The sequence below is a fragment of the Allobosea minatitlanensis genome, assembly GCF_964020775.1.
On record NZ_OZ224509.1, the window covers coordinates 2,851,673 to 2,875,485 of the forward strand.

Below are 23,813 nucleotides of genomic sequence, written 5' to 3' on the forward strand. Positions count from 1 at the left end.
CCTGGCCCGCGGTCAGCCCGAGGCCGGCGCCCTGCGCTCCGGCAGCGTCATCGCCATGACGCCGAGAACCACCAGCGCCAGCCCGGCCCAGGCCGTCGGCTGCAGGCGCTCGCCCAGGAAGACGAGGCCGATCGTCACCCCGATCGGCACGCGCAGATAGGATACCGCCGTCGTCCCGACCGAGCCGAGCGTGCGGATCAGCCGGAAATAGATGGCGAAGGCGAGCGCGGTCGAGAAGACGGACAGGGCCAGCAGCGCGAGGACCGATTCCCGCGAGGGCGTCAGCGTCCACGGCCTGTCGACGATCAACGCCGCCGGGATCAGCAGCGCCGTGCCCGCCAGCATCGAGCCGGCGGCCGGCAGCAGCGGGTCCATGCCGGCGAAATGCCGGCCGAACAGCGCCGCGCAGGCATAGGCGACGGTCGCGGCGACGATGGCGAGCTGCGGCAGGGCCTGCATCCCCAGCCCGGCGAAGGCGTCGAACCCGACGATCAGGCTGATGCCGGCGACGCCGGCCGCGACGCCCAGGCCCTTGCGCCAGTCGGGGCGGCGGCCCCGCATCGGCGCAAGCGAGATCAGGAAGACGAAGACCGGCGTGGTGCCGTTGAGAATCGAGGCGAGGCCGGCATCGACGCTGCGCTCGGCCCAGGCGATCAGCGTGAAGGGCACGACGCTGTTGAGCAGGGCCTGCGTCAGGAAGCGCCGCCAGGCCACGCCGTCGCGCGGCATCCGCAGGCCGCGCCAGCGGATCACCGCGAGCAGGATCGCGCCGGCGATCAATGTGCGGGCGGCGATCAGGGTCAAGGGCGGGATCGTCTCGACGCCGAGCTTGATGAAGCTGTAGGAACCGCCCCAGAGCGTCGCCAGCGCCAGCAGCAGCGCGAATTCGGTGGTGCGGTTCGGGGCGGCGGCGGGAGTTTCGAGCGTTGGCGCGGACATGGTCTCTCCTCGGTCGGGCCGGGACCATGCCAGCGGCGCGATGCCGATGCATGCGGCAACGCTACGCTCGCGGCCGTAACTTGCGGAGTTGATTCAAGCGGCTGCCGCATTGATTCAAGTGGGACTCGCAAGCTTTTGCTTTATCGGGGATTTTTCTCCGCACGCGACCCGCTTCGTCAGTGCGAGGAGCGGAGCGTCGCAGCAATCCAGGAGGACCGGGCTGAAACGTTCGATCCGGCCCCCGCTGGATGGCTTCGCTGCGCTCGCAACGACGGCGTGGATCGCCCACAGAAAAACCCGCGGCTTTCGCCGCGGGTCGAATGGTTCAGGCAAGAGCCCGCGCTCAGGAATGCGCCAGGATCGCCAGCAGCAGCAGGGCGATGATGTTGGTGATCTTGATCGCCGGGTTCACGGCGGGGCCCGCCGTGTCCTTGTAGGGGTCGCCGACGGTGTCGCCGGTCACCGAGGCCTTGTGCGCGTCGGAGCCCTTCATGTGGCGCACCCCGTCCTTGTCGACGAAGCCGTCCTCGAAGCTCTTCTTGGCGTTGTCCCAGGCACCGCCGCCCGAGGTCATCGAGATCGCGACGAAGATGCCGGTGACGATCACGCCCATCAGCATGGCTCCGACCGCCGCGAAGGCGTTGTTCTTGCCGGCGATCCAGTAGATCACGAAATAGGTCACGATCGGCGCCAGCACCGGCAGCAGCGAGGGCACCACCATCTCCTTGATCGCGGCGCGGGTCAGCATGTCGACGGCGCGGCCGTAATCGGGCCGGTCCTTGCCTTCCATGATGCCAGGCTTCTCGCGGAACTGCTTGCGCACCTCCTCGACCACCGAGCCGGCCGCGCGCCCGACCGCCGTCATGCCCATGCCCGCGAAGAGGAAGGGGATGAGGCCGCCGAGCAGCAGGCCGACGACGACGTAGGGGTTCGACAGCGTGAAGTCGACCGTGACGCCCTTGAAGTACTGGAACGCCGTGGAGCCGGCCTTGTTGGCCTCCCCGATGAAGAAGCTCAGGTCGGAGGTATAGGCCGCGAACAGCACCAGCGCGCCGAGACCGGCCGAGCCGATCGCATAGCCCTTGGTGATCGCCTTGGTGGTGTTGCCGACCGCGTCGAGCGCGTCGGTGGAGTGACGCACCTCCTTGGGCAGGCCCGCCATCTCGGCGATGCCGCCGGCATTGTCGGTCACCGGGCCGAAGGCGTCGAGCGCCACGACGACGCCGGCCAGCGCCAGCATGGCGGTGGTGGCGACGGCGATGCCGAACAGGCCGGCGAGGCTGTAGGCGACGATGATGCCCGCGACGATCACGATGACCGGCGCCGCCGTCGCCTCCAGCGAGACCGCGAGGCCCTGGATGACGTTGGTGCCGTGGCCGGTCACCGAGGCCTGGGCGATGGAGACCACCGGGCGCTTGCCGGTGCCGGTGTAGTATTCGGTGATGACGACGATGAGCAGCGTCACCGCGAGGCCGACCAGCGCGCAGCCGAAGAGCGCGCCCGAGGTGAAGGTGACGCCCTGCGCGGTGGTGAAAGCCGCCGAGAAGCCGCCGAACATGGCGAAGTTCACGGCCGCGATCGCCGCGACCGAGAGCACGCCCGCGGCGATGAAGCCCTTGTAGAGCGCGCCCATGATCGACTGGTTGGCGCCGAGCTTGACGAAGAAGGTGCCGATGATCGAGGTGACGATGCAGGCCGCGCCGATCGCCATCGGGTAGAGCATCATCGTGCCGAGTGCCGGCTGGCCGGCGAAGAAGATCGCCGCGAGCACCATGGTCGCGACCAGCGTCACCGCATAAGTCTCGAACAGGTCGGCGGCCATGCCGGCACAGTCGCCGACATTGTCACCCACGTTGTCGGCGATGGTCGCCGGGTTGCGCGGGTCGTCCTCGGGGATGCCGGCCTCGACCTTGCCGACGAGATCGGCGCCGACATCCGCGCCCTTGGTGAAGATGCCGCCGCCGAGACGGGCGAAGATCGAGATCAGCGAGGCGCCGAAGCCCAGCGCCACCAGCGAATCGATCACCGTGCGGCTGGCGGGCTCGAAGCCGAGGCCGGAGGTCAGCACGCCGTAATAGACGGCGACGCCGAGCAGGGCCAGGCCCGCGACCAGCAGGCCGGTGACCGCACCCGCCTTGAAGGCGACGTCGAGCCCCGCGCCGAGCGACTGCATCGCGGCCTGAGCGGTGCGGACATTGGCGCGCACCGAAACGTTCATGCCGATGAAGCCCGCGACGCCCGAAAGCACCGCGCCGATCAGGAAGCCGATCGCCACCCATTTGCCGAGCAGCCAGAAGAGCAGCACGAAGAGCACGACGCCGACCATCGCGATGGTCATGTACTGGCGCTTGAGATAGGCCTGCGCGCCTTCGGCCACCGCGCCGGAAATTTCCTGCATGCGCTGGTTGCCGGCGTCGCGCTTCATCACGTCGCCATAGGCCCAGACGCCATAGGCTATGGAAAGCGCACTCAATATGATGATGAGAAGCAGAGCTGACATTCGTTTTCCTGACCTTGAGCTTCCGAGCCGTCGGGAGCGCTGCCGCTCCTCTTTTGCAGCGTTGGACGTCAGGCAGCGAAAAAACGGGCCCTAAGACGAAAAGGCCCGCTCTGCGTCGCCAGTGTCAGGCGAATTTGTGGCAAGTTTCGGCGAGGAGCGCAAACCGCCGCGCTTACAAATCCGCTCGAATGTCAGCCGTTCGCGGAAGCGAGGTCAGAGCGGCACGTCGCGGTTGACGTTCTTGTAGAGCAGGTAGCAGGCGTCGCCCTGGCCGGTCGGATAGAATTGCTGCGGGCAGTATCCGCCCATCCAGATGAAATCCCGCGCCCAGATCTCGTGCCACTCCGCGCCGAGCAGGTAGAGGCCCTGCCCCTCCAGCATGTAGAGACCATGCTCCATCACATGGGTCTCGACCGCCGGGAAGCAGACGCCCGGCTTGAACCACATCAGGTTCATCTCGAAGTCGAAGCGCAGATCGCCATAGGGCAGCAGGAACTGGAAGCCGCGCCCCTCCATGCCGGTGTGATTCGTCATCGGCACCGCGTCCTGATGGGACAGGATCGGCTCCGGGACGGCGAAGCCCGGCGCCGGCTCGTAGCGCTTGCGCAGCGCGAGCACGCGCACCGTCTCGGCCGTCTGGTTGCGCAGGGTGAAGGGCGTGCCCGGCGGCAGATAGGCGAAGCCGCCGGCCGCCAGCGGCTTCGCAGCGCTTCCGGCCAGGCCGAAGGCCGCCTCGCCCGCCAGCCCGTAGAAGAAATGCTGGACGCCCTCCTCCGCGAAGGCGGCCGCGGTTCCGCCGCCGGGCGCGATCTCGAGCACATACTGGGCGAAGCCGGCGCCCAGCACCGGCGCGGCGAGGATGCGCGCGATCGTGTCCTTGTAGTGCGGCAGGCGGCTGACGAGCACGCCCTCGGGCGGCATGAAGGCGTAGTTCGGGCGCACGACGCCACGGTTATGGCCGATCGCCCCGGGCGGGACGCGGCCCGTGGCCGCCGGAAACACGCGCTGGTTCATCTCTTCGCCTTTCCGCGCCGGGGGCAGCCGGTGCCGCTCAGGCGGCCGGGCTGGCGGTGCGCTTCTGCGTACGCTGCCAGATAACCAGCAGCAAGGCGACCGCGACCGGCGGGAAGACGAGCCAGTTCACCGCGTCCCAGCCGCCATGGCTGAGCAGGCCGCCGGACGAGAAGGAGGCGATCGCCACCGAGCCGAAGACCAGGAAGTCATTGGCCGCCTGCACCTTGACCCGCTCCTCCGGCCGGTAGCAGTCGGTCACCAGGGCGGTGGCGCCGATGAAGCCGAAATTCCAGCCGATGCCGAGCAGCACCAGGGCGAGCCAGAAATGCGCGACGCTCAGGCCCGCGAGGCCGACGACCGCCGCCAGCGCCGTCAGGACGAGGCCGACGATGGTGATCGCCTCCTTGCCAAAGCGCTCGATCAGCTTGCCGGTGAAGAAGCTCGGCCCGTACATGCCCAGCACATGCCACTGGATGCCGAGCGCGGCGTCGCCGACCGAATGGCCGCAGGCGACCATCGCCATCGGGGCGGCCGTCATCACGAAGCTCATCAGCCCGTAGGCGACGAGCGAGGCGATCACCGAGGCGATGAATTTGGGCTGCCGCATGATCGGGCCGAGCGGACGGCCGAGATCGCTGCGGACCGCCTTCACCGGCGGCGCATGCAATTGCGAGACGATGCAGATGGCGAGCAGGGCGAGGCCGCCCTGGGCGAGGAAGCTCGCGGCGAAGGGCGCGGCCGGCGTCAGGTCGCGCGTCCAGTAGACTGATTGCGGGCCGATGATCCCGGCCGCCAGCCCGCCGAGCATCACCCAGGAGATGGCCTTCGGCCGGAAGGCCGGGCTCGCCGTATCGGCGGCGGCGAAACGGTAGCTCTGCACGAAGGCGCCGTAGAGCCCGCAGACGAAGGTGCCGAGGCAGAACAGCCAGAACAGCCGGGAGGTGACGCCGCCGGCCGCCAGGCTGGCGCCGGCCGCGCCCACCAGGGCGCCGATGAGATAGCCGCCGCGACGGCCGAGGCGGCGCATGATCATCGCCGCCGGGATGACGCCCGCCGCGATGCCGAGCTGGAGGAGGCTGACCGGCACGGTCGCGAAGGTCTGGTCGGAAGCGAGCTGGGCCCCGACGAGGCCGCCGAGCGAGACCACGATCGCGGGATTGGCCCCGCCGAGCGCCTGCGCGCCCGAGAGGATAAGCGCGTTGCGCTTGGCGAGCCTGTCGCCCTCGGCGACCGGGACATGCTGGTTCATCACTACGCCGTTCCGCGGCGCCGCGCGGAGCCGCCCGTCAGAAATGGGAGAAGGAACCGCGCGCGAAACCCTGCCCGCCGCCCTTGCCGCTGTAACGCACCGCGTCCGCCTCCGGGACGATCCGGCCGATCGGCGCCAGCGGAACGCCACGCTCCGCAGCCGCCGCGATCAGAGCAGAATAATCTCTTTCAGACGCCGTGCAGAGAATTTCGTAGTCGTCTCCTCCGGTCCAGGCCAGTTCCGCCAATGCGGGATCGGCCATGAGCGCGGCGCGGGCCGGCGCCGAGAGCGGGACCGAATCGAGGTCGATCTCGGCGCCGATGCCGGAGGCCTTCAGGAGCTTGGCGAGATCCCCGACGAGGCCGTCCGAGACGTCCATGGCGGCGCTCGCATGGCGCTGGAGCGCCTCGGCGAGGGCGATGCGCGGCTGCGGATGCAGATAGCGGTCGGCGAGGAAGCGGCGCTGTTCGTCGTCGAGCGCCGCGACCCAGCCGGGCCTGTCGGGGCCATGGACCGCGAGGCCGAGGGCGCCGTCCCCAATCGTGCCCGAGACCAGCACGACATCGCCCGGCCGCGCCCCGGCGCGGCGGACCATCCGCCCGGCCGGCACCGTGCCGAAGGCGGTGACCGAGAGGGTGAGCGGGCCGGCGGTCGAGACGGTGTCGCCGCCGATCAGCGGGCAGCCGGCCTGCCCCGCCAGCGTGCCGAGGCCGGCGGCGAAGTCCTTCAGCCACGCCTCGGTCCAGTCGCGCGGCAGGGCGATGGTCAGCACGAAGCCGTCCGGCTTCGCGCCCTTGGCGGCGAGGTCGGAGAGATTGACCGCGAGCGCCTTCCAGCCGATCGCGGCGGGGGGATCGTCCGGGAAGAAATGCACGCCGGCGACCAGCGCGTCGGCGGTGACGACGACCTCGTAGCCGCGGCCGGGCCGCAGCAGACCGGCATCGTCGCGCAGGTCGAGCCCGCCCGGCCCGGCGAGCGGCGCAAAATAGCGCTCGATCAGCTCGAATTCGCCGGGGCGCTGGTCATCGGTCATTACTCAAACGCCCTCCCCGGCCGCTCCCCGGTCATCCCGGACAAGCGGCGCAGCCGCGCCGATCCGGGAGCCATGCCCGAACCGCCACCGGAAACGCTCCGGCATGGATCCCGGGTCTCCCTTTGGTCGCCCGGGACGACGGCAGCGTGTGACTACGCCGCCGGGATGTCGAACTCGTCGGCGCGGAACTCGCGGGCCATGCGGTCGAGCACGGCGTTGACCATGCCGATCTCCTCGCCATCGTAGAAGGCGCGGGCGACGGCGACATATTCGGAGATGACGGCGCGGGCCGGCACGTCCTTGCGGAAGGCTAGCTCATAGGCGCCCGAGCGCAGGATGGCGCGCACCACCGCCTCGACCCGCTTCAGCGGCCAGCCCTTGGCCAGCAGCTCGTCGACGGTGCGGTCGACCAGCCGCTGCTCGCGCACGACGCCGCCGAGCAGGTCGCGGAAGAAGGCGATCTCCGCCTGCGGCAATGCGATCTCCTCGACCTCCTTGCCGATCCAGAACGCCTCGAACTCGGCCATGGCCTCGTTGACGCCGCGGCCGCCGACTTCCATCTCGTAGAGCGCCTGCACGACCGAGAGGCGCGCGCCGCGCCGCTTCTCGGCCCGGCTCATTCCGGCTGCTCCGGCTCGGCGGCCTCGGCCAGCGAGCGCTTGTAGCGCAGCACGGCGAGCGCCGCCTCGGCCGCGCCGCCGCCCTTGTCCATCTCGGAACGGTTGGCGCGGGCCCAGGCCTGCGCCTCGTTCTCGACCGTCAGGATGCCGTTGCCGAGCGGCAGCGCGAAGGCGACCGACAGGTCCATCAGCGCGCGCGCGCTCTCGCCGGCGACGATGTCGTAATGGCCGGTCTCGCCGCGGATCACGGTGCCGAGCGCGACCACCGCCTCATAGGGGTCGACCGACTCGTCGGCGGCGCGCAGGCCGATGACGATGGCGGAGGGAATTTCGAGCGCGCCGGGAACGGTGACGACGTCGACGCGGCAGCCGGCTTTTTCGAGCACCGCCGTCGCGCCCGCGAGGAGCTCGTCGGCGAGCTTGTCGTAGAAGCGCGCCTCGACCACGAGCACGCGGGCGCCGTCGATGTCGAGCGCGGGAGTTGCGGCCTCCTGGGCCGAGATCTGCCGGGGTCCGGCCATGGTTCTTGTCCTTAAATCAGCAACAGTCGGTTCGCGCCCGAAACATGATACGCCGTCATCCCGGGCGACCGGAGGGAGACCCGGGATCCATGCCTGAGCGTTTCCGACTAAGGTTCAGGCATGGATCCCGGCTCTGCGCTCCGCTTCGGCCGGGACGACAGCGTTCGGGATGAAGTGGGCCACGATCTAACCCTGCGGGCGCGCCTCCGCAAGCCGTGCGGCATACCGCGCCATCAGATCGACCTCGACATGGACAGGGTCGCCTTCCTTGCGCTGGCCCCAGGTGGTGACGGCGAAGGAATGCGGGATCAGCAACACGGTGAAGACGTCGTCATCGACCGTGTTGACCGTCAGCGAGGTGCCGTCGAGGCTGACCGAGCCCTTGGCCGCGATGAAGCGGGCGAGCCCCTGCGGCGCCCGGATGTGGAAGCGCGCGGTCGCGCCCCAGGGCTCGTCCGGATCGGGCTCGATCGCCTCGATCTTGAGGATGCGCCCGACGCCGTCGACATGGCCGGTGACGAGATGCCCGCCGAGCTCCTCGCCGACCTTGAGCGAGCGCTCCAGATTGATCCGGGTGCCGGGCTCCCATTCGCCGACCATCGTCTTGGCCAGCGTCTCGGCCGCCGCATCGACTTCGAAGACGCAGCCGGGCTCGCCATCCCCGCGCGGCCGCAGCGCCGTGACGGTCAGGCAGACGCCGGCGCAGGCGATCGAGGCGCCGATGGCGATGCCTTCCGCCTCATAGGGGCTGGCGATGGCGAGGTGCTTGAGGTTCGGCCCCTTGCGCTCGGATTCGACGACCTCGCCGATGGCGGTGACGATGCCGGTGAACATCAGCCTCTCCTCACGAAATGCTCGAAACGGTCGCCGCCGATCCATTCGGTCCCGGCAAGGCGGTAAAGATCGGGGTCGGCCAGCAATCCCGCAAGCCCCGGGCGCACGGCGACGATGCCGGGCTCGCCCAGCCTTTTCGGCGAGGTCGAGACGATGACCTCGTCGGCAAGCCCTTCCAGCGCCAGCTTCTCGCCGATGCGCGGGCCACCCTCGGAAAAGACACGGGTGATGCCGCGCGTGCCGAGCAGCGTCAGCGCCTCGCGCAGGTCGAGATGGCCGTCCGGCCCGGCCGCGACGCGCATGACCTCGACGCCGGAAGCGACGAGCGCCGCTTCGGCTTCGACCGGCGCGGCCTCGGCGGCGATCACCCAGACCGGGATGTCGCGGGCGGTCCGGACCAGCTTCGAGGCCAGCGGCAGCTTGAGATGCGAGTCGAGGATGACCCGCACCGGCGAGCGACCGGCCAGGCCGGGCAGGCGCACCGTCAATTGCGGATCGTCCGACAGCACCGAGCCGATGCCGAGCATGATGGCGTCGTGATGCGCCCTTTGCAGATGCACCCAGGCGCCGGCCGGCGGGCTGGACACGGCGATCGGCCGCCCGCCCGCCCCGCCGGCATAGCCGTCGGCCGTGCGGGCGATCTTGAAGGTCACCATCGGCCGCCCTTGCGTGACCCGCAGGACATGGCCGCGATGGGCACGCTGGGCCTGCTCCTCGAGTACGCCCGTGACGACCTCGATGCCGGCCGTGCGCAGCAGCGCGTGGCCGAGCCCGGCGATGAAGGGGTTGGGGTCCGCCATCGCCGAGACGACGCGCCTCACGCCCGAAAGGATGGTGTGCTCGACGCAGGGGATGCCGCCGCGCAGCGAGCGGTGAGAGCAGGGCTCGAGCGTGACGTAGAGCGTGCCGCCCATCGCCGCGGCGCCGGCGCGGGCGAAGGCCAGGGCCTCGCCATGCGGACGCCCGCCGGGCTGCGTCAGCCCGCGCGCCACCACGACCGGCCCGTCGGCGGTGTCGCGCGTGACGATGGCGCCGACCGACGGGTTCGGCCAGGTCGCGCCGAGATGGCGCGCGCCAAGCCCAAGCGCCTGCGCCATGAAGAGGCGGTCGACGCGCTGTCCGGGCCTGTCGTCTTCGGGCAAGCCGGGGCCCGCCCCGGCTGAAGACGCCCTGCGGTCAGTCATCGCTGCCGGGCGGCGGGGCTGGGGCGCCCTCCTCCTCGACGGCGCCGAGCTGGCCGAGCAGTTCCTCGAAGTCCTTGGCCTCGCGGAAGTTCTTGTAGACCGAGGCGAAGCGGACATAGGCGACGTCGTCGAGGCCCTTCAGCCCCTCCATCACCAGCTCGCCGATGGTCGAGCTCTGGATCTCGGCCTCGCCCGAGCTCTCGAGCTGGCGCACGATGCCGTTGAGCATGCGCTCGATCCGCTCCGGCGTGACCGAGCGCTTGCGCAGCGCATGCGCCACCGAGGTCTCCAGCTTGTCCCGGTCGAAGGGCGCGCGCCGGCCCGAGCGCTTCACCACGGTCAGCTCGCGCAACTGCACCCGCTCGAAGGTGGTGAAGCGGCCGCCGCAGTCAGGGCAGACGCGACGGCGGCGGATCGAGGCGTGGTCGTCGGTGGGACGGGAATCCCTGACCTGGGTATCGAGGGAGCCGCAATAGGGACAGCGCATTCCGGTCGCTAACCTTTCTCAGAGCCCCTTCGCATGTCCTCAATAGATCGGGAAGCGCGCCGTCAGCGCCCCGACCTTGACCTTCACCGCCTCCTCGACAGCCGCGTTGCCTTCCTCGCCATTCCGGCTGAGCCCGTCCAGCACCTCGGCGATCAGCTCGCCGACCTGCTTGAACTCGGCGATGCCGAAGCCGCGCGAGGTCGCCGCCGGGGTGCCGAGGCGGATGCCGGAGGTGGTCATCGGCTTCTCGGGGTCGAAGGGGATGCCGTTCTTGTTGCAGGTGATGTGGGCGCGGCCGAGCGCGGCCTCCGCCGCCTTGCCGGTCAGCTTCTTCGAGCGCAGGTCGACCAGCATCAGGTGGTTGTCGGTGCCGCCGGTGACGAGATCGAAGCCCTTGGCCTTCAGCGTCTCGGCCAGCGCCTTGGCGTTGGCGACGACGGCGTGCGCATAGGTCTTGAACTCGGGCTGCAGCGCCTCGTGGAAGGAGACCGCCTTGGCGGCGATGACATGCATCAGCGGGCCGCCCTGGATGCCCGGGAAGATCGCCGAATTGACCTTCTTGGCGATCGTCTCGTCATTGGTCAGGATCATGCCGCCGCGCGGGCCGCGCAGGGTCTTGTGCGTCGTGGTGGTGACGACATGGGCGTGCGGGAACGGCGAGGGGTGCGCGCCGCCGGCGACGAGGCCGGCGAAATGGGCGATGTCGACCATGAAATAGGCGCCGACCTTGTCGGCGATCTCGCGGAAGCGGGCGAAATCCCAGTGGCGGGCATAGGCCGAGCCGCCGGCGACGATCATCTTCGGCTTGTGCTCGAGGGCGAGGCGCTCCATCGCGTCGTAGTCGATGAGCTGATCGACGACGCAGACGCCGTAGGAGACGACGTTGAACCACTTGCCGGACTGGTTGACCGGCGCGCCATGGGTCAGGTGCCCGCCGGCGGCGAGATCGAGACCCATGAAGGTGTCGCCGGGCTGCATCAGCGCCATGAAGACGCCCTGATTGGCCTGGCTGCCGGAATTCGGCTGGACATTGGCGAATTTGCAGTCGAACAGCCGGCAGGCGCGCTCGATGGCGAGCTTCTCGGCGATGTCGACGAACTGGCAGCCGCCGTAATAGCGCCGGCCCGGATAGCCCTCGGCATATTTGTTGGTCATCACCGAGCCCTGCGCCTCCAGCACGGCGCGGGAGACGATGTTCTCGGAGGCGATCAGCTCGATCTCGTCGCGCTGGCGACCGAGCTCCAGCGTGATCGCGCGGGCGATCTCGGGATCGGCATCGGCCAGGGGCGCGCCGAAGAAGGAGTTGGAAAGGTGCTTGTCGCGCGCGGCTTCGGTCATGTCCGGCTCCTGAAGTTCGGCGGCCGGTCTCGGTCCGGTCCCGTCGCGGCGTCCCTATCATGAGGATAGAGGCTGTCCAAGCGATAGATGGCCACAGGGCCGGCGCGCCCGGTCAGCCTCCCCGCTTGCGCCGGCCGGGCGGGCCGCCGGACGGGTCATAGACCAGGGGCCCGCGCGCGGAGGCTTTCAGGAGCGCGCGAAAGCTGGGGCATTCGAGATGACTCGGCGCCGGGCAATCGGCGACATGGCGCAAGGCATCGCGCAGCATCCTCAAGCCGAGGATCTGCCGCTGCAGGTCGTCGGCCTTCGCGCGCAATTGCGCGCGCGGGATTGCGGGCTGCCCGTCCCGGCCGAACATGCCGGCGATCTCGACGAGCGAAAACCCCGCGGCCTTGCCCAGGCCGATCAGCGACAGCCTGAGCAGCACGTCGCCATCGAACTGCCGGCGCAGCCCATGCCGTCCTTCGGACCGGATCAGCCCGATCTCCTCGTAGTAGCGCAGCGTCGACGGCGGAACCCCGGAGCGCTCCGCGATCTCGCCAATGTCCAGAAGCGGCATGCTTGACCTCAAGCTGACTTGAATTCGTAGGCTCCGCCGAACCTGCGATCCCGGCAAGAGGAAAAATCATGGAAAACACTGATACCGAAAGGGAAAGAGCGATCTGGCGCGACCCGCGCGCCATCGCGCTGTTGATGGCGGCCTCGCTCACGACGATGGCGAACGCGACGATCAGCCCGGCCCTGCCCGGGATCGAGCGGCTGTTCAGCGCCGATCCGAACGCGGCGATGCTGACCCGGCTGCTGGTACCGGCCCCCTCGCTCGCCGTTGCGATTTGCGCACCGGTCATCGGGCTGGTCGCCGACCGTCTCGGGCGGCGCAGGCTGCTTCTGACCGGCATGCTCCTGTTCGTGCTCTCCGGATGCGCCGGCCTGGTCTTGCCGGACCTGCCGACGATTTTCGCGAGCCGCCTCGTGCTCGGCGTCGCCGTCGCCCTGATCATGACGGCACAGACCGCCCTGATCGGCGACTATTTCACCGGCCACGCCCGCAACGCGCTGACCGGCCTGCAGATCTCCGCACGCAATTTCGGCGGGCTGGTCTTCATCTCGCTCGCGGGCTGGGTCGCCGCGCTTTCGCCACGCCTGCCCTTTGCCATCTACGGGCTGGCGATCCTTTTCCTGCCGCTGACATGGCGCGTCATCATCGACCCCGAGCGGAGCCCCTCCGCCGTCGCGGCCATGCCGGGCGGAAGCAGCGAGGGTGGCGGCCCGTGGCGCAGCCTGCTCGTCCTGCTGGCGCTCCTCCAGGCCGCGACCAACATGATCTTCTTTCTCATGCCGACGCAGCTATCGTTCTTCCTGGCCCTGCGAGGCTATGCCAGCCCGGCCATGACCGGGGCGATGCTCGGCCTGCTGATGGTCTCGGGAGGCTGCCTTGCCCTGCTCTATCCGCGCATCCAGCGCGCAGGCGGCTACGCTTGCATCTTCCTCCTGGGCTACGGCTCGATGGCGCTGGGCTTCCTGCTTCTGCCCGTTGCCGGAGCGGAACTGCTTCTCTTTCTGGCCGCTGCGGCGATCGGGGCCGGCTATGCGCTGGTCTCCCCGAGCTTCATCGCACTCGCCTTGAACCTCGCGCCGCCCGCCGCGCGCGGATTGGCCGGCGGCATCCTGACCGCGTCCGTCTTCATCGGCCAGTTCTGCTCCCCGCTCGCCAGCACGCCGCTGATCGACGGATATGGCTATCGCGCCCTGTTTCAGGGAACCGCGCTGCTGCTCGCGATCATGGCCCTGGCGGCGGCATTGGCGGGTGCGGCTTCACGGCTGCGGCTGCGAACGAGGGCCGCATCGGCACGGGCCCCCTCGCTTTGACGCCAGCCCGCCGCGCGCCAGTGCCGGAACCAGCGGCCGGCAGACGGGGCGCGCGAGATCGTGATCCCGCCATTTTGCAGGGCAACACCGACCCGGATGGGAAAGAAGGAGCGATGGCGCGAATCGTCTGAATTTCAAGCGTTTTCTCGGTACCCGGCGCGAATCCGCCACGGCTCGATCGGCGCTTTCGGCCGGATATCGGGCCAAAAGCTCCTGCAACGTCATCTTGTGCGTCGCAACATAAACCCATATCTCTCCTTTCCGAAGCACCTCTCTCAGACTTCGAAAGGAGAGTTTCATGCTCGAACGGCACGACTGCGATTGCGCCTCCGAGGCCGAGCTCGGTCACGACGATGAATGCGAGGCCCAGCAGGACGATACGGAAGCGTTCTCGCCTCGCGACTACCAGCAGGGCTTCTGGAGCTAGAGCACCGGCCCGAAAAGCGGAACGCGATTTCCCGGAAAAGCCGACGCAAAATCAAGGAACTGGAGCATCGGACTGAAGACGATATTCAGCCCGATGCTCCAGCCGCTCCGTCAGGACCATGCGGAGGGCCGAGCAGCCCCCCCCCCCGCGCCGCAACCCGGGAAGCGAGCTGCGCCGGCAGGCCAGCGCCGCCGCCACACGATCCTCGGATCGGCTCGCTCTGAACCTTCATCTGCGTGACGCCGATGTTCGGCGTCTGGAAGATGGCCCCGATGCGCTCGGAGCCAGCCTCTCAAACGAAAAACCCGCCGATGGCTCGGCGGGTTTTTCGTTTGGAGTGCGGTTTTGCCGGAATCGGATCGTCAGGCGATCAGATGTCGTTCTCGCCCTGCAGCGCCGCGACCGGCGCCGGGCCGAGGCCGTCCTTGTTATAGATGTCGTCGCGGAACTGCACGCCGCCATCGGGCGTCGCCCAGGCGGTGACATAGACCCAGTAGCACGGCACCGGGTCGGCGATGCGGGCGTTGACGCGCTGGCCGGAGGCGATGACCTCGTCGATCTTGGCGCGATCCCAGCCGGGGGTGTTCTTGAGCAGCCAGGCGACATAGTCGCGCACGTTCTGGACGCGCATGCAGCCCGAGGAGACGAAGCGGTAATCGTCGCCGAAGATGCCCTTGGCCGGCGTGTCGTGCATGTAGACGCCGTAGGGGCTCGGAATGTTGATGCGCACGAAACCGAGCGAGTTGAAGTCGCCGCCCGGATCCTGCCGGAAGGTGTAGCGCGTCGCCTCGTCCGAGTTCCAGTTCACCTGCGAGGGCGCGATCTCGCCGCCGCTCGGCGAGATGATGCGGATCTTGTTCTCGGTGAGGTAGTTCGGCTCCTTCCTCATCTTCGGGATCAGATCCTTGCGGATGATGGAGGCGGGGACCGTCCAGGTCGGGTTGAAGTTGACCTCGGGAATCTTGGTCTGGAGCAGCGGCGACTGCCGGTCGATCTTGCCGACGCCGGCAGCGTGACGGGTGGCGACGCGCCCGTTCTCGACCGTCTCGACCGTCGCGGCGGGGATGTTGGCGACGACATAGCGGCTGCCGAGATTGCCCGACCAGGTGCGCAGGCGCACGACATTGGTCTCGAGCTGGCGGATGCGACGCTCGATCGGCACGTTGAGCGCGACGATGGTGGCGCGGTTGATCGAGCCCGTCGTCGACAGGCCGACGCGGGCCTGGAACTGGCGCACCGCCGCCTCGACATAGGAATCGTAGACATTGCTCTCGCCCGCCTTCTGGACGAGGTCGCCGGTGACGGCGAGGCGCTGGCGCAGGGCCGCAACCGCGGCTCCCCGCGCGCCGAGGCCCATCCGCTCGGGCAACTGCACCGGCTGCCAGCCGCCGCGCGCGGCGAGGTCGCGATAGGCGGCGATGGCCTGCTCGGTCGCCTGCAGGGTTTCCGGCGACAGCATCGGCGTGGAGGAGCGCAGCACGGCGTTGCGCGGGCCGGCATCGTAGTTCTGAAGCCATTCGGCCTGCTGCGCGAATGCCGGGGCGGCTGCCGCCGAAGCGGCGCCCGAAAGCAGCGCCAGCACGGTTTCGCGGCGTGTCAGGCTCAGTTGCGACATCTCTTCCCTCTTCAACTTCATCCGAACGCGGGCGACCGGCACAAAAATGCCGCCGGGAGGAGCGGCAGCGGCGGATCGGCCCCAATGCGGCGACGGTGTCGTATCACGGTTAAGGAGGTGTGATGAGAGCGGCGAATTTAGGGCATGCGCGCGTTTTGCGGCAGGCATGGCAGCAAAGCCACACTCGAAAGCCACATTCGGAGCGGGCGGCGACAGCCGCGTCGCATCCCTTGCCTGCGCGAGGCCCGGGCGCCGGACGGTTCCGGCGGCCCGGCTGGCGAACCGCGCCGAAGCAGGCGTTTCAGAGCTTGTAGCGGATCTGGTCGGTCCAGAAGCGCTCGAGCCGCAGCAGGGCGTTGTTCATGCGCTCGAAATCGTCGGCCGCGATGCCGCCGATCTGCTCGACCGTGCGGACATGCTTGTCGTACACGCCCTTCACGATGTCGTGTACCTCCGAGCCCTTCTCGGTCAGGCTGATGCGCACCGAACGGCGGTCGATCCGCGAACGGGCATGGTGGAGATAACCCAGCTCGACCAGCTTCTTGACGTTGTAGGAGACGTTCGAGCCGAGATAGTAGCCGCGGGTGCGCAGCTCGCTCGCCGACAGCTCCGCGTCGCCGATATTGTAGAGCAGCAGGGCCTGCACGCTGTTGACGTCGTCGCGGCCGCGGCGCTCGAACTCATCCTTGATGACATCGAGAAGCCGGCGATGCAGCCGCTCCACCAGGGTCAGCGACTCAAGATAAAGAGGCTTCACGCTCAGTTCGACTTCGTCGTTCTTGGCAACTTCAGAAGTCTTGACGCTCGCTTTCATGGTATATCCCGCCTGTTGTGTGTCAGCCGGGATTTGTCTCCCGGTCCGCTTCTGAAAAACACCATAAGCCTGCCCGGATGAAAACGAGTTTAAATATCAGGATGAATCAGAGATTTACCCCTTTGGGTGAATCGTAGGTGAAGCCGGAAAGGCTTAAGCTAAAGCGATTCTTACCATGACTCGGGGCAATCGAGCGGCCGCCCAAAGCCGATGGCGCCCGCATGAAGCGCGCCGGCCGCGCGATGCCCGGGCTGAAATTCGAGCCCACATCCTGAGGCGCCATTTGTCGGAAACGGCGCCTCGGGACCAGGGCTCGCAGAGCAAGACGGCTAGCGCGGACCTATTCCGCCTCGTTCTCGGCGGCCCAGGTGACGAGGAAGTAGATCGCCATCAGCGCCACATAGATGCCGACCATCCAGGCCGTCAGCGGCACGAAGCGCGGGAAGAAGAAGCTGAGCAGGAGCTGGCTCAGCGTCGCCAGCAGCCAGAGCACCCCGCCCCAAGTCGAGGTCAGCCAGAGCCCGACCGCGGCGACGAGGTCGATCACGGCAAAATAGACGATGATCGCCTGGAAGCTGAGCAGGCGATTCTCGAAGGGCGGCAGCGCATCCCCCGAGACGCCGAAGATCACCATCCAGGCCATGAGCCCCTTGGCCAGCCAGGCGACCGAGAGCAGCCGCAGGAACCAGACCAGCACCAGCCGCCAGCGCGCCGCGGCCTTGGTTCCGCCCTCCCCCGCCTGTTCGCCGCGCAGGGCCTCGCCGTCGCCGCCCAGGCCCAAGCTCAAGGCTCCAGCTTCAGCTCGGAGGCGCCGAGCGGAGCGAAATAGGCGGCGATCGCGGCGGGCTCGACGGCTTCCAGCCGGTCGGGCTGCCAGCGCGGCGCCTGGTCCTTGTCGATCACCACGGCGCGAACACCCTCATAGAAGTCGTGGCCATGGGCGATCCGCGAGACGATGCGGAATTCCGTGCGCATCGCCTCGGCGAAATCCAGCTCCCGGCCGCGGCGCATCTGCTCATGGGCGATGGCGATGCTGGTCGGCGACTTGGTGGCAAGGGTCTGGACGAGCTTGCCGGCGAAGGCGCTGCCCTTGGCGGCCAGGGCGCCGAGCCGCTCGACGACGGCCAGCGGCGAGCTGGCCGCGAAGGCCTCGGCGATGGTCGCGGCCTCCGCCTGCAGCGGGCCGGGCGGCCGCGCGATGGTGAAGCCGGCGAGGATGTCGTCGAGCGCGGAACGGCCCGTCAGCGCATCGGCGAGCTCGGCCATGCGGTCGCTGGGCACGGCATGGGTGGCGAGGCCGACCGACAGCGCATCGGCGGCGCCGATGCGCTCGCCGGTCAGGGCGAGGAAGCTGCCGAAGGCGCCGGGCAGGCGCGGCAGCGCATGGGTCGCGCCGACATCGGGGAAGAAGCCGATGCCGACCTCCGGCATGGCGAAGAGATAGCGGTCGCCGGCGATGCGGTGGCTGCCATGCAGCGAGATGCCGACGCCGCCGCCCATGACGATGCCGTCGACCAGCGCGACATAGGGCTTGGGATAGGTCTTGATGCGGTGGTTGAGGATGTATTCCTCGCCCCAGAAGGCGAGCATCGCGTCATGGCGACCGGCCTTGCCGCAATCATGCAGCCAGCGGATGTCGCCGCCGGCGCAGAAGGCCTTTTCGCTCGTGCTGAGGACGACGACGCGCGTCACCTGCGGGTCGTTCTCCCAGGCATCGAGCGCGCGCGCCAGTTCCCGGACCATGCCGAGGCTCAGCGCGTTCAGCGCCTTCGGCCGGTTGAGGATGACGACGCCGGCCGCGCCGCGGATTTCGCAGATGATGTCCTGGTCCTGCGTCATGGCCCGCTCCGGTTGCGATGGGGTGCGGTTCTGGAAGGCGGGAACCGGCTTGTCAACGCGGCGAAGCCAGGAACCGGCTTGGCCTCGCCGCACGGCGGCGCCCTCCGGCAGGATGAGCGGAGCGCGACCCCGTTGCGACCATGCGCCCTGTTTTGGAATCGTTCCGATGTGATATGAAGCGGACAGGCCGCCGCCGCCCCCAGGCTTCCTCCGGGCACGCCGCGGCCACGTCATTTGAGGCATCGCCATGAAATCCCGGGTCGTCACGCCGTTCCCCGCCCCCGAGTCGCGCCAGGTCGAAGTCCACAGCGCCCCCTCGCTCGGCCTGACGCGCCGCATGCGCCGCAACCGCAAGGCCGAGTGGTCGCGCCGGCTGGTGCGCGAGAACCTGCTGACCAGCGACGACCTGATCTGGCCGATCTTCCTGATGGACGCGGCCGAGGCCTGCACCCCGGTCGAATGGATGCCCGGCGTCGACCGGCTGAACATCGACGAGGCCGTCCGGCAGGCGGCCGCGGCGGCGGAGCTCGGCATTCCGGCGATCGCGCCCTTCCCCTTCGTCGAGAAGGCGCTGCGCGACCCCACCGGCTCGGAGGCGCTGAACGGCCAAAACCTGATGTGCCGCGCCGTGCGGGCGATCAAGAAGGAGGTGCCGCAGATCGGCATCATCTGCGACGCGGCGCTCGATCCCTATACCTCGCATGGCCATGACGGCGTCATGGACGGCGAGCGCGTGCTGAACGACGCCTCGGTCGCGATCCTCGTCCGGCAGGCGCTGGCGCTGGCCGATGCCGGGGCCGACGTGATCGCGCCTTCCGACATGATGGACGGCCGCGTCGCCGCGATCCGCGAGGCGCTCGACGCCGGCGGCCACGAGGACGTGCAGATCATGGCCTATGCGGCCAAATACGCCTCAGCCTTCTACGGCCCGTTCCGCGACGCGATCGGCACCAACGCCACGCTGATCGGCGACAAGCGCACCTACCAGATGGACCCGGCCAACAGCGACGAGGCCATGGCCGAGGTCGCGCTCGATCTCGAGGAGGGCGCCGACATGATCATGGTCAAGCCCGGCCTGCCCTATCTCGACGTGGTGGCGCGGGTGAAGGAGCATTTCCGCGTCCCGACCTTCGCCTATCAGGTCTCCGGCGAATACGCGATGCTGATGGCGGCGGTGCGGAACGGCTGGCTCGACGGCGACAAGGCGATCCTGGAGAGCCTGCTCGCCTTCAAGCGGGCGGGTGCGGACGGCGTGCTGACCTATTTCGCGCCGCGCGTGGCGAAGGCGCTGAAGGCGGCCCGGTGACGGGTGTCATGCCCGGGCTCGAGCCGAGCCTCCCGTGACGCGAAAATACGCGCCTCGTCCTGCATGAGATTCCCGGCTCGCCGCTGCGCGGCGCCCGAGAATGACCGCGGTGCTGCCCGGGCATGACGGCGCGGTTTCCTTGCCAGGGCGGCGGCGCTACCGTCGCGCTCTCATGCGCCCCCTCCTCCTGCCGATTCTGGTAGCCGTCCTCGTCGCCCTTTCCGGCTGCGGCGAGGGCTTCGATACCGACCAGATGCGGCTGTGCCGGCAGGCCATCCCGCCGCTCAACCCGACCGGCGCCCATATCGAGATCGAGCGCGCCACCGTCGGGCCGGTGCCGCGGGCGCTGCGCCTGCTCTACCGGGTCCAGCTCGGCGACGGGGTAGCGCGCCACCGCAGCATCGACTGCCTGTTCGCCGCCGAGAGCAACGGCCTCGGGCGGCCGAACCTGATCGGCATCGCCTCGGACGGGCGGCCGATGCCTGATGCCAGCTTCTATTTCCTGCGCCGCTTCTATCTGGAGGATCGCGTCGAGCCGCCGCCGGACCCGGCCGCGCTCTCGACCGAGGACCTGCCGGCCATCCCGTCCGGCCTCGCCTACGGCCTGCAGCAGGGGCTCAGCAGCCTGCCCACGGCGGCGATCTACGGCCTCCTCGCCGCCGCCTATGCGCTGGTCTACGGCCTGACCGGCCGGATCATCCTCTGCTTCGGCGAATTCGCCGCGCTCGGCGCGCTGGCCTCGGTGGTCGGCGTGGCGCTGCTGCTCTCGCTGCCGGTTTCGACCCCGCTGACGGGGCTCGTCGCCGCCTTCGCGGTGGCGATCCTGGTCGCGGCGCTGCACGGCTTCGCCATGGGCCGCTTCGTGCTGCGCCGGCTCGAACGCGCGAGCGGCCAGCAGATCCTGATCGCGACCATCGGGCTCGCCATCGCCATGTCGGAATATCTGCGCCTGGCCCAGGGCCCGCAACTGCGCTGGCTGCCGCCGGTGTTCAACACGCCGCTGCGGCTCGCCCATGCCGGCGACTTCATCGTGACGCTGAACCCGCTCGCGACGGTGCTGACCTTGCTCGGCCTCGGCGCCATGCTCGGCCTCGTCCAGCTCATCCGCCGCACCGCCTATGGCCGGGCCTGGCGGGCGGTCGCGCAGGACGAGCGCACCGCGGCGCTGTTCGGCGTCGATCCGCGCGCCGTGCGCGACATCGCCATCGTCATCGCCTGCGCGCTCTGCGGCATGGCGGGCGTCATCGTCACGGCAATCTATGGCGGCATGGGCTTCGCAGGCGGCTTCACGCTCGGCCTCAAGGCTCTGGTCGCGGCCGTTCTGGGCGGCATCGGCTCGGTCAGCGGCGCGGCGCTGGGCGGGCTGTTCATCGCCGGCTTCGAGGCGCTCTGGTCGGCGACGCTGCCGATCGAGCAGCGCGACCTCGCGGTCTATCTGCTGCTCGCCATCGTTCTGATCTGGCGCCCCGGCGGTTTCTTCGGCGATGCCGAATTGACGCCGCGGCAGGTTTGACGACAGCCTGCCGCCTGCATCGGCTCCTCCCGAAACCCGCTCCCTCCCGGCCGGTGCCCGGCGGACGACACGGACGCATCATGACCGAAACCTTCGCGATCACGCCCGAGGACATCGACGCCGCCGCCCGGCGCATCGAAGGCCATGTGCTGCGCACGCCGCTGGTGCCGGCGCCGCGCCTGTCCCAGCTCGCCGGAACCGAGGTGCTGGTGAAGCACGAGAACATGCAGGCGACCGCCTCGTTCAAGGAGCGCGGTGCGGTCAACAAGCTGCTCTCGCTAAGCGAGGCCGAGCGCGGCCGCGGCGTCATCGCCATGTCCGCCGGCAACCACGCCCAGGCCGTGGCCTACCACGCCAGGCGCTTCGGCGTTCCGGCGACGATCGTGATGCCGGAGACGACGCCGCTGGTGAAGGTCGAGAACACGCGGGCCCATGGCGCGCGCGTCGTGCTGCACGGCGAGACCCTCTACGAATCGGCCGACAAGGCGCGCGCGCTCGCCGGCGCCGAGCAGCTCGTCTTCGTCCATCCCTATGACGACCCCGCGGTGATGGCGGGCCAGGGCACCGTCGCGCGCGAGATGCTGGCCGAGGAGCCCGATCTCGACGTGCTGATCATCCCGCTCGGCGGCGGCGGGCTGATGGCCGGCAACGCCGTCGCCGCCAAGGCGATCAAGCCTGGCATCGAGCTGATCGGCGTCGAGGCCGATCTCTACCCCTCCTTCTACAACGCCGTGAACGGGCAGGACCGGCCGATCGGCGGCGCGACGCTGGCCGAGGGCATCGCCGTCAAGACCGTCGGCCATCTGACCCTGCCGATCGTCTCGAGCCTGGTCTCGGACATCGTGCTCGTCGGCGAGGACCTGATCGAGCGCGCCGTCAACGCTTATGCAAGTCTTCAACACAGTCTCGCGGAAGGCGCCGGCGCGGCCGGCCTCGCCGCGATGCTGAAGGAGCCGGCGCGCTATGCCGGGCGCAAGGTCGGCCTCTTGCTCTGCGGCGGCAATATCGACACCCGCCTGCTCGCCGCGATCATGGTGCGCGAGCTGGAGCGCGAGGACCGCATCGTCGCCTTCCGCCTGACCAGCAGCGACCGGCCGGGCCTGCTCGGCAAGATCGCGAGCCTGCTCGGCGACGAGGGCGCCAATATCCTCGAGGTCAGCCATGGCCGGCTCTTCCTCGACGTGCCGGCCAAGGGCGTCACGCTCGACGTGACGGTGGAAACCCGCGGCGAGGCGCATTCGCGCGCGATCGAGGACATGCTCGCGAAAAACGGCTTCGCGCCGCGGCGCATCCTGCCGCGCGGCCTTGCGGAACCGGCACGCTGATCAAACATTACCTGTCGGAGCCCGCAGTCCCGCGGGCGACGGAGGATGAGATTTCGATGAGCGACACCCGCTATGGCCAGCCGCCGATCACGGCCCTGGAACAGCGCTCCTACCAGAACGTCAGCGGCGTGCTGGGCTCGCGGCTGTTCGCCTGGATCGTCGACATCGTCGTGCTGTTCTTCCTCGGCTGGCTGGTCTTCCTGCTGCTGGTCCTGCTCGGCATCGTCACCTTCGGCGCGACCTGGTTCCTGATCCCGGCCGCGGCCTTCGTCACCGCGCTGGGCTATGCGGCGCTGACGATCGGCGGCCCGCGCCAGGCGACCTGGGGCATGCGCGTCGCCGGCCTGCGGGTCGAGACGGCGAATGGCGGGCGCCCCGACGGGCTCGTCGCGGCGGTGCACGCGCTGTTCTTCTACGTGGCGGCCGGCACGGTGGCGCTGTGGCTGCTCGACATCGCCTGCGGCCTGTTCCGGTCCGACCGGCGCCTCGGCCACGACCTGCTGACCGGCCTCGTCGTCGTGCGGGCCTGACCTCAGCCGCCGTCCGCGCCGGCGCTCCCGAAGCGGAAGCGCAGCAGCCTCCCGATCCGCGACAGCGCCGGCACGAGCCCCATCACGGGGATGGCGAGCCGCGCCGCCAGCGACATGCGCGCGACCTGCCGCGGATCGTAGCCCGCGAGCTCCTCGACCAGCTCGAAGCGGGGGAACTGGCGGAGCAGATCCTCCGGATCGTCGAGCGACCAGAGCAGCTTCGCCCCGGTCGCCCGGATCGAGGGCTGCCAGGCGATCAGCGCCAGGCCGAGGCGGCTATAGGCGTCGAAGACGATCTCGCCGCCGGGCAGATGGGCGCCCAGGCGCTCCAGCAGAAGCGTCACCTCCTCCGGCGGCAGATAGGGCAGGATCCCCTCCGCGATGACGAGGGCCGGCCTGTCGCGCGGCACGGCGTCGAGCCAGCCCGGCTCCGTCACCGAGGAGGCGAGCAGCGTGCAGCCTTCGCGCGCCGGATAGAGGCGTTCCCGCAAGGCGATGACGTCGGGATAGTCGAGATCGAACCAGCGGACGCTCGCGGCGGGGGCGACCCTGAAGACCCGGCTGTCGAGCCCGCAGCCGAGATGGAGGACGCTCGCCTCCGGATGGAGGCCGAGAAAGGCGCGCGTCCAGCCGTCGATGACATGGGCCCGCAGCGCGATGCCGATCATCATGTCGCGGTCGATCTTCAGCCCGTCGAAATCATAATCGAGCCGCGCCAGCGCCTCGGCCGCGAAGCGGTCTCCCAGCAAGGTGTCGGGCAGACGGCTCTCGCCCGCCTTGGCGCAGAGCGTCACGAGAAGGGTCTCCTGCGCGCCCTGGAGCGCCACTTTTTCGCCGGCCATCACACCCTCCGGTC

23 protein-coding genes are annotated in these 23,813 nt (G+C 69.2%); 6 read left to right on the forward strand and 17 right to left on the reverse strand.

Annotated elements, in window-relative coordinates; all coding sequences use genetic code 11:
- Positions 1–12: 12 nt before the first annotated feature.
- The 12 genes from ACWH43_RS14040 to ACWH43_RS14095 all read right to left on the reverse strand — a co-directional run bounded on the left by ACWH43_RS14040 (position 13) and on the right by ACWH43_RS14095 (position 12,278).
- Positions 13–939 (reverse strand): DMT family transporter, encoded by a 927-nt coding sequence (locus ACWH43_RS14040; protein ID WP_158444652.1) that lies wholly within the window; start codon positions 937–939, stop codon positions 13–15.
- A 343-nt stretch (positions 940–1,282) separates the two neighbouring features.
- A complete protein-coding gene (locus tag ACWH43_RS14045) occupies positions 1,283–3,439 on the reverse strand; it encodes a sodium-translocating pyrophosphatase (RefSeq protein WP_158444651.1) in 2,157 nt (718 codons plus the stop codon).
- A 213-nt stretch (positions 3,440–3,652) separates the two neighbouring features.
- Positions 3,653–4,453 (reverse strand): (S)-ureidoglycine aminohydrolase, encoded by an 801-nt coding sequence (gene allE / locus ACWH43_RS14050; protein WP_158444650.1) that lies wholly within the window; start codon positions 4,451–4,453, stop codon positions 3,653–3,655.
- A gap of 37 nt (positions 4,454–4,490) precedes the next feature.
- Positions 4,491–5,702, reverse strand: coding sequence for an MFS transporter (locus ACWH43_RS14055; RefSeq protein WP_158444649.1), 1,212 nt, complete (start codon positions 5,700–5,702; stop codon positions 4,491–4,493).
- 37 nt (positions 5,703–5,739) lie between these two features.
- The gene (thiL, locus tag ACWH43_RS14060) at positions 5,740–6,735 is read right to left on the reverse strand and encodes a thiamine-phosphate kinase (protein ID WP_158444648.1); all 996 of its coding nucleotides are present in this window, start codon (positions 6,733–6,735) and stop codon (positions 5,740–5,742) included.
- 152 nt (positions 6,736–6,887) lie between these two features.
- The gene (nusB, locus tag ACWH43_RS14065; protein WP_158444647.1) at positions 6,888–7,355 is read right to left on the reverse strand and encodes a transcription antitermination factor NusB; all 468 of its coding nucleotides are present in this window, start codon (positions 7,353–7,355) and stop codon (positions 6,888–6,890) included.
- On the reverse strand, positions 7,352–7,876 hold the full coding sequence (ribH, locus tag ACWH43_RS14070; protein ID WP_158444646.1) for a 6,7-dimethyl-8-ribityllumazine synthase: 525 nt from the start codon (positions 7,874–7,876) through the stop codon (positions 7,352–7,354). The genes nusB and ribH overlap by 4 nt, the downstream gene beginning before the upstream one ends.
- Before the next feature lie 186 nt (positions 7,877–8,062).
- Entirely contained in the window at positions 8,063–8,710 is a 648-nt protein-coding gene (locus ACWH43_RS14075; RefSeq protein WP_158444645.1) for a riboflavin synthase, read from the reverse strand.
- A complete protein-coding gene (gene ribD, locus ACWH43_RS14080) occupies positions 8,710–9,852 on the reverse strand; it encodes a bifunctional diaminohydroxyphosphoribosylaminopyrimidine deaminase/5-amino-6-(5-phosphoribosylamino)uracil reductase RibD (RefSeq protein WP_260347882.1) in 1,143 nt (380 codons plus the stop codon). The genes ACWH43_RS14075 and ribD overlap by 1 nt, the downstream gene beginning before the upstream one ends.
- Before the next feature lie 34 nt (positions 9,853–9,886).
- Positions 9,887–10,381, reverse strand: coding sequence for a transcriptional regulator NrdR (gene nrdR, locus ACWH43_RS14085; RefSeq protein WP_158444643.1), 495 nt, complete (start codon positions 10,379–10,381; stop codon positions 9,887–9,889).
- A gap of 39 nt (positions 10,382–10,420) precedes the next feature.
- Positions 10,421–11,719: a serine hydroxymethyltransferase gene (glyA, locus tag ACWH43_RS14090; RefSeq protein ID WP_158444642.1), complete on the reverse strand. Its 1,299-nt coding sequence runs from the start codon at positions 11,717–11,719 to the stop codon at positions 10,421–10,423.
- A 112-nt stretch (positions 11,720–11,831) separates the two neighbouring features.
- On the reverse strand, positions 11,832–12,278 hold the full coding sequence (locus ACWH43_RS14095) for a helix-turn-helix domain-containing protein (RefSeq protein ID WP_158444641.1): 447 nt from the start codon (positions 12,276–12,278) through the stop codon (positions 11,832–11,834).
- Between the two features lie 68 nt (positions 12,279–12,346).
- Here ACWH43_RS14095 and ACWH43_RS14100 point away from each other — a divergent pair, with 68 nt between their 5' ends.
- Both ACWH43_RS14100 and ACWH43_RS14105 read left to right on the forward strand, forming a co-directional pair.
- Complete coding sequence (locus ACWH43_RS14100) at positions 12,347–13,588, forward strand: MFS transporter (protein ID WP_158444640.1); 1,242 nt, start codon at positions 12,347–12,349, stop codon at positions 13,586–13,588.
- 298 nt (positions 13,589–13,886) lie between these two features.
- Positions 13,887–14,015 (forward strand): hypothetical protein, encoded by a 129-nt coding sequence (locus ACWH43_RS14105; protein WP_260347883.1) that lies wholly within the window; start codon positions 13,887–13,889, stop codon positions 14,013–14,015.
- Positions 14,016–14,385: 370 nt separating this feature from the next.
- Here the strand turns inward: ACWH43_RS14105 and ACWH43_RS14110 are convergent, their stop codons facing one another.
- The 4 genes from ACWH43_RS14110 to ACWH43_RS14125 form a co-directional block, all read right to left on the reverse strand.
- Positions 14,386–15,630 carry a L,D-transpeptidase family protein gene (locus tag ACWH43_RS14110; protein WP_158448066.1) on the reverse strand — a complete coding sequence of 415 codons (1,245 nt, stop codon included), beginning with the start codon at positions 15,628–15,630 and terminating at the stop codon, positions 14,386–14,388.
- 301 nt (positions 15,631–15,931) lie between these two features.
- A complete protein-coding gene (gene ldtR / locus ACWH43_RS14115) occupies positions 15,932–16,444 on the reverse strand; it encodes a transcriptional regulator LdtR (protein ID WP_158444638.1) in 513 nt (170 codons plus the stop codon).
- Between the two features lie 340 nt (positions 16,445–16,784).
- Positions 16,785–17,231, reverse strand: a complete 447-nt coding sequence (locus tag ACWH43_RS14120) for a DUF6163 family protein (protein WP_158444637.1) — start codon at positions 17,229–17,231, stop codon at positions 16,785–16,787.
- Positions 17,228–18,283 (reverse strand): enoyl-CoA hydratase/isomerase family protein, encoded by a 1,056-nt coding sequence (locus ACWH43_RS14125; RefSeq protein ID WP_158444636.1) that lies wholly within the window; start codon positions 18,281–18,283, stop codon positions 17,228–17,230. Before ACWH43_RS14125 ends, ACWH43_RS14120 begins: the two co-directional genes overlap by 4 nt.
- A gap of 247 nt (positions 18,284–18,530) precedes the next feature.
- Between ACWH43_RS14125 and hemB the strand changes: the two genes are divergently transcribed.
- The 4 genes from hemB (at position 18,531) to ACWH43_RS14145 (ending at position 22,957) form a co-directional block, all read left to right on the forward strand.
- Positions 18,531–19,589, forward strand: a complete 1,059-nt coding sequence (hemB, locus tag ACWH43_RS14130) for a porphobilinogen synthase (protein ID WP_158444635.1) — start codon at positions 18,531–18,533, stop codon at positions 19,587–19,589.
- Between the two features lie 172 nt (positions 19,590–19,761).
- Complete coding sequence (locus ACWH43_RS14135; RefSeq protein ID WP_260347884.1) at positions 19,762–21,102, forward strand: branched-chain amino acid ABC transporter permease; 1,341 nt, start codon at positions 19,762–19,764, stop codon at positions 21,100–21,102.
- An 80-nt stretch (positions 21,103–21,182) separates the two neighbouring features.
- Positions 21,183–22,427: a threonine ammonia-lyase gene (locus tag ACWH43_RS14140; protein ID WP_158444633.1), complete on the forward strand. Its 1,245-nt coding sequence runs from the start codon at positions 21,183–21,185 to the stop codon at positions 22,425–22,427.
- Between the two features lie 56 nt (positions 22,428–22,483).
- On the forward strand, positions 22,484–22,957 hold the full coding sequence (locus ACWH43_RS14145; RefSeq protein WP_158444632.1) for an RDD family protein: 474 nt from the start codon (positions 22,484–22,486) through the stop codon (positions 22,955–22,957).
- Positions 22,958–22,959: 2 nt separating this feature from the next.
- Here ACWH43_RS14145 and ACWH43_RS14150 read toward each other — a convergent pair whose 3' ends face one another.
- The gene (locus ACWH43_RS14150; protein ID WP_158444631.1) at positions 22,960–23,799 is read right to left on the reverse strand and encodes a class I SAM-dependent methyltransferase; all 840 of its coding nucleotides are present in this window, start codon (positions 23,797–23,799) and stop codon (positions 22,960–22,962) included.
- Positions 23,800–23,813: the final 14 nt, after the last annotated feature.

Coding starts and splice junctions, on each gene's coding strand:
- ACWH43_RS14040 (WP_158444652.1), bottom strand. CDS start 939: ATGTCCGCGCCAACGCTCGAAACTCCCGCCGCCGCCCCGAACCGCACC.
- ACWH43_RS14045 (WP_158444651.1), bottom strand. CDS start 3,439: ATGTCAGCTCTGCTTCTCATCATCATATTGAGTGCGCTTTCCATAGCC.
- allE (WP_158444650.1), bottom strand. CDS start 4,453: ATGAACCAGCGCGTGTTTCCGGCGGCCACGGGCCGCGTCCCGCCCGGG.
- ACWH43_RS14055 (WP_158444649.1), bottom strand. CDS start 5,702: ATGAACCAGCATGTCCCGGTCGCCGAGGGCGACAGGCTCGCCAAGCGC.
- thiL (WP_158444648.1), bottom strand. CDS start 6,735: ATGACCGATGACCAGCGCCCCGGCGAATTCGAGCTGATCGAGCGCTAT.
- nusB (WP_158444647.1), bottom strand. CDS start 7,355: ATGAGCCGGGCCGAGAAGCGGCGCGGCGCGCGCCTCTCGGTCGTGCAG.
- ribH (WP_158444646.1), bottom strand. CDS start 7,876: ATGGCCGGACCCCGGCAGATCTCGGCCCAGGAGGCCGCAACTCCCGCG.
- ACWH43_RS14075 (WP_158444645.1), bottom strand. CDS start 8,710: ATGTTCACCGGCATCGTCACCGCCATCGGCGAGGTCGTCGAATCCGAG.
- nrdR (WP_158444643.1), bottom strand. CDS start 10,381: ATGCGCTGTCCCTATTGCGGCTCCCTCGATACCCAGGTCAGGGATTCC.
- glyA (WP_158444642.1), bottom strand. CDS start 11,719: ATGACCGAAGCCGCGCGCGACAAGCACCTTTCCAACTCCTTCTTCGGC.
- ACWH43_RS14095 (WP_158444641.1), bottom strand. CDS start 12,278: ATGCCGCTTCTGGACATTGGCGAGATCGCGGAGCGCTCCGGGGTTCCG.
- ACWH43_RS14100 (WP_158444640.1), top strand. CDS start 12,347: ATGGAAAACACTGATACCGAAAGGGAAAGAGCGATCTGGCGCGACCCG.
- ACWH43_RS14105 (WP_260347883.1), top strand. CDS start 13,887: ATGCTCGAACGGCACGACTGCGATTGCGCCTCCGAGGCCGAGCTCGGT.
- ACWH43_RS14110 (WP_158448066.1), bottom strand. CDS start 15,630: ATGTCGCAACTGAGCCTGACACGCCGCGAAACCGTGCTGGCGCTGCTT.
- ldtR (WP_158444638.1), bottom strand. CDS start 16,444: ATGAAAGCGAGCGTCAAGACTTCTGAAGTTGCCAAGAACGACGAAGTC.
- ACWH43_RS14125 (WP_158444636.1), bottom strand. CDS start 18,283: ATGACGCAGGACCAGGACATCATCTGCGAAATCCGCGGCGCGGCCGGC.
- hemB (WP_158444635.1), top strand. CDS start 18,531: ATGAAATCCCGGGTCGTCACGCCGTTCCCCGCCCCCGAGTCGCGCCAG.
- ACWH43_RS14135 (WP_260347884.1), top strand. CDS start 19,762: ATGCGCCCCCTCCTCCTGCCGATTCTGGTAGCCGTCCTCGTCGCCCTT.
- ACWH43_RS14140 (WP_158444633.1), top strand. CDS start 21,183: ATGACCGAAACCTTCGCGATCACGCCCGAGGACATCGACGCCGCCGCC.
- ACWH43_RS14145 (WP_158444632.1), top strand. CDS start 22,484: ATGAGCGACACCCGCTATGGCCAGCCGCCGATCACGGCCCTGGAACAG.
- ACWH43_RS14150 (WP_158444631.1), bottom strand. CDS start 23,799: ATGGCCGGCGAAAAAGTGGCGCTCCAGGGCGCGCAGGAGACCCTTCTC.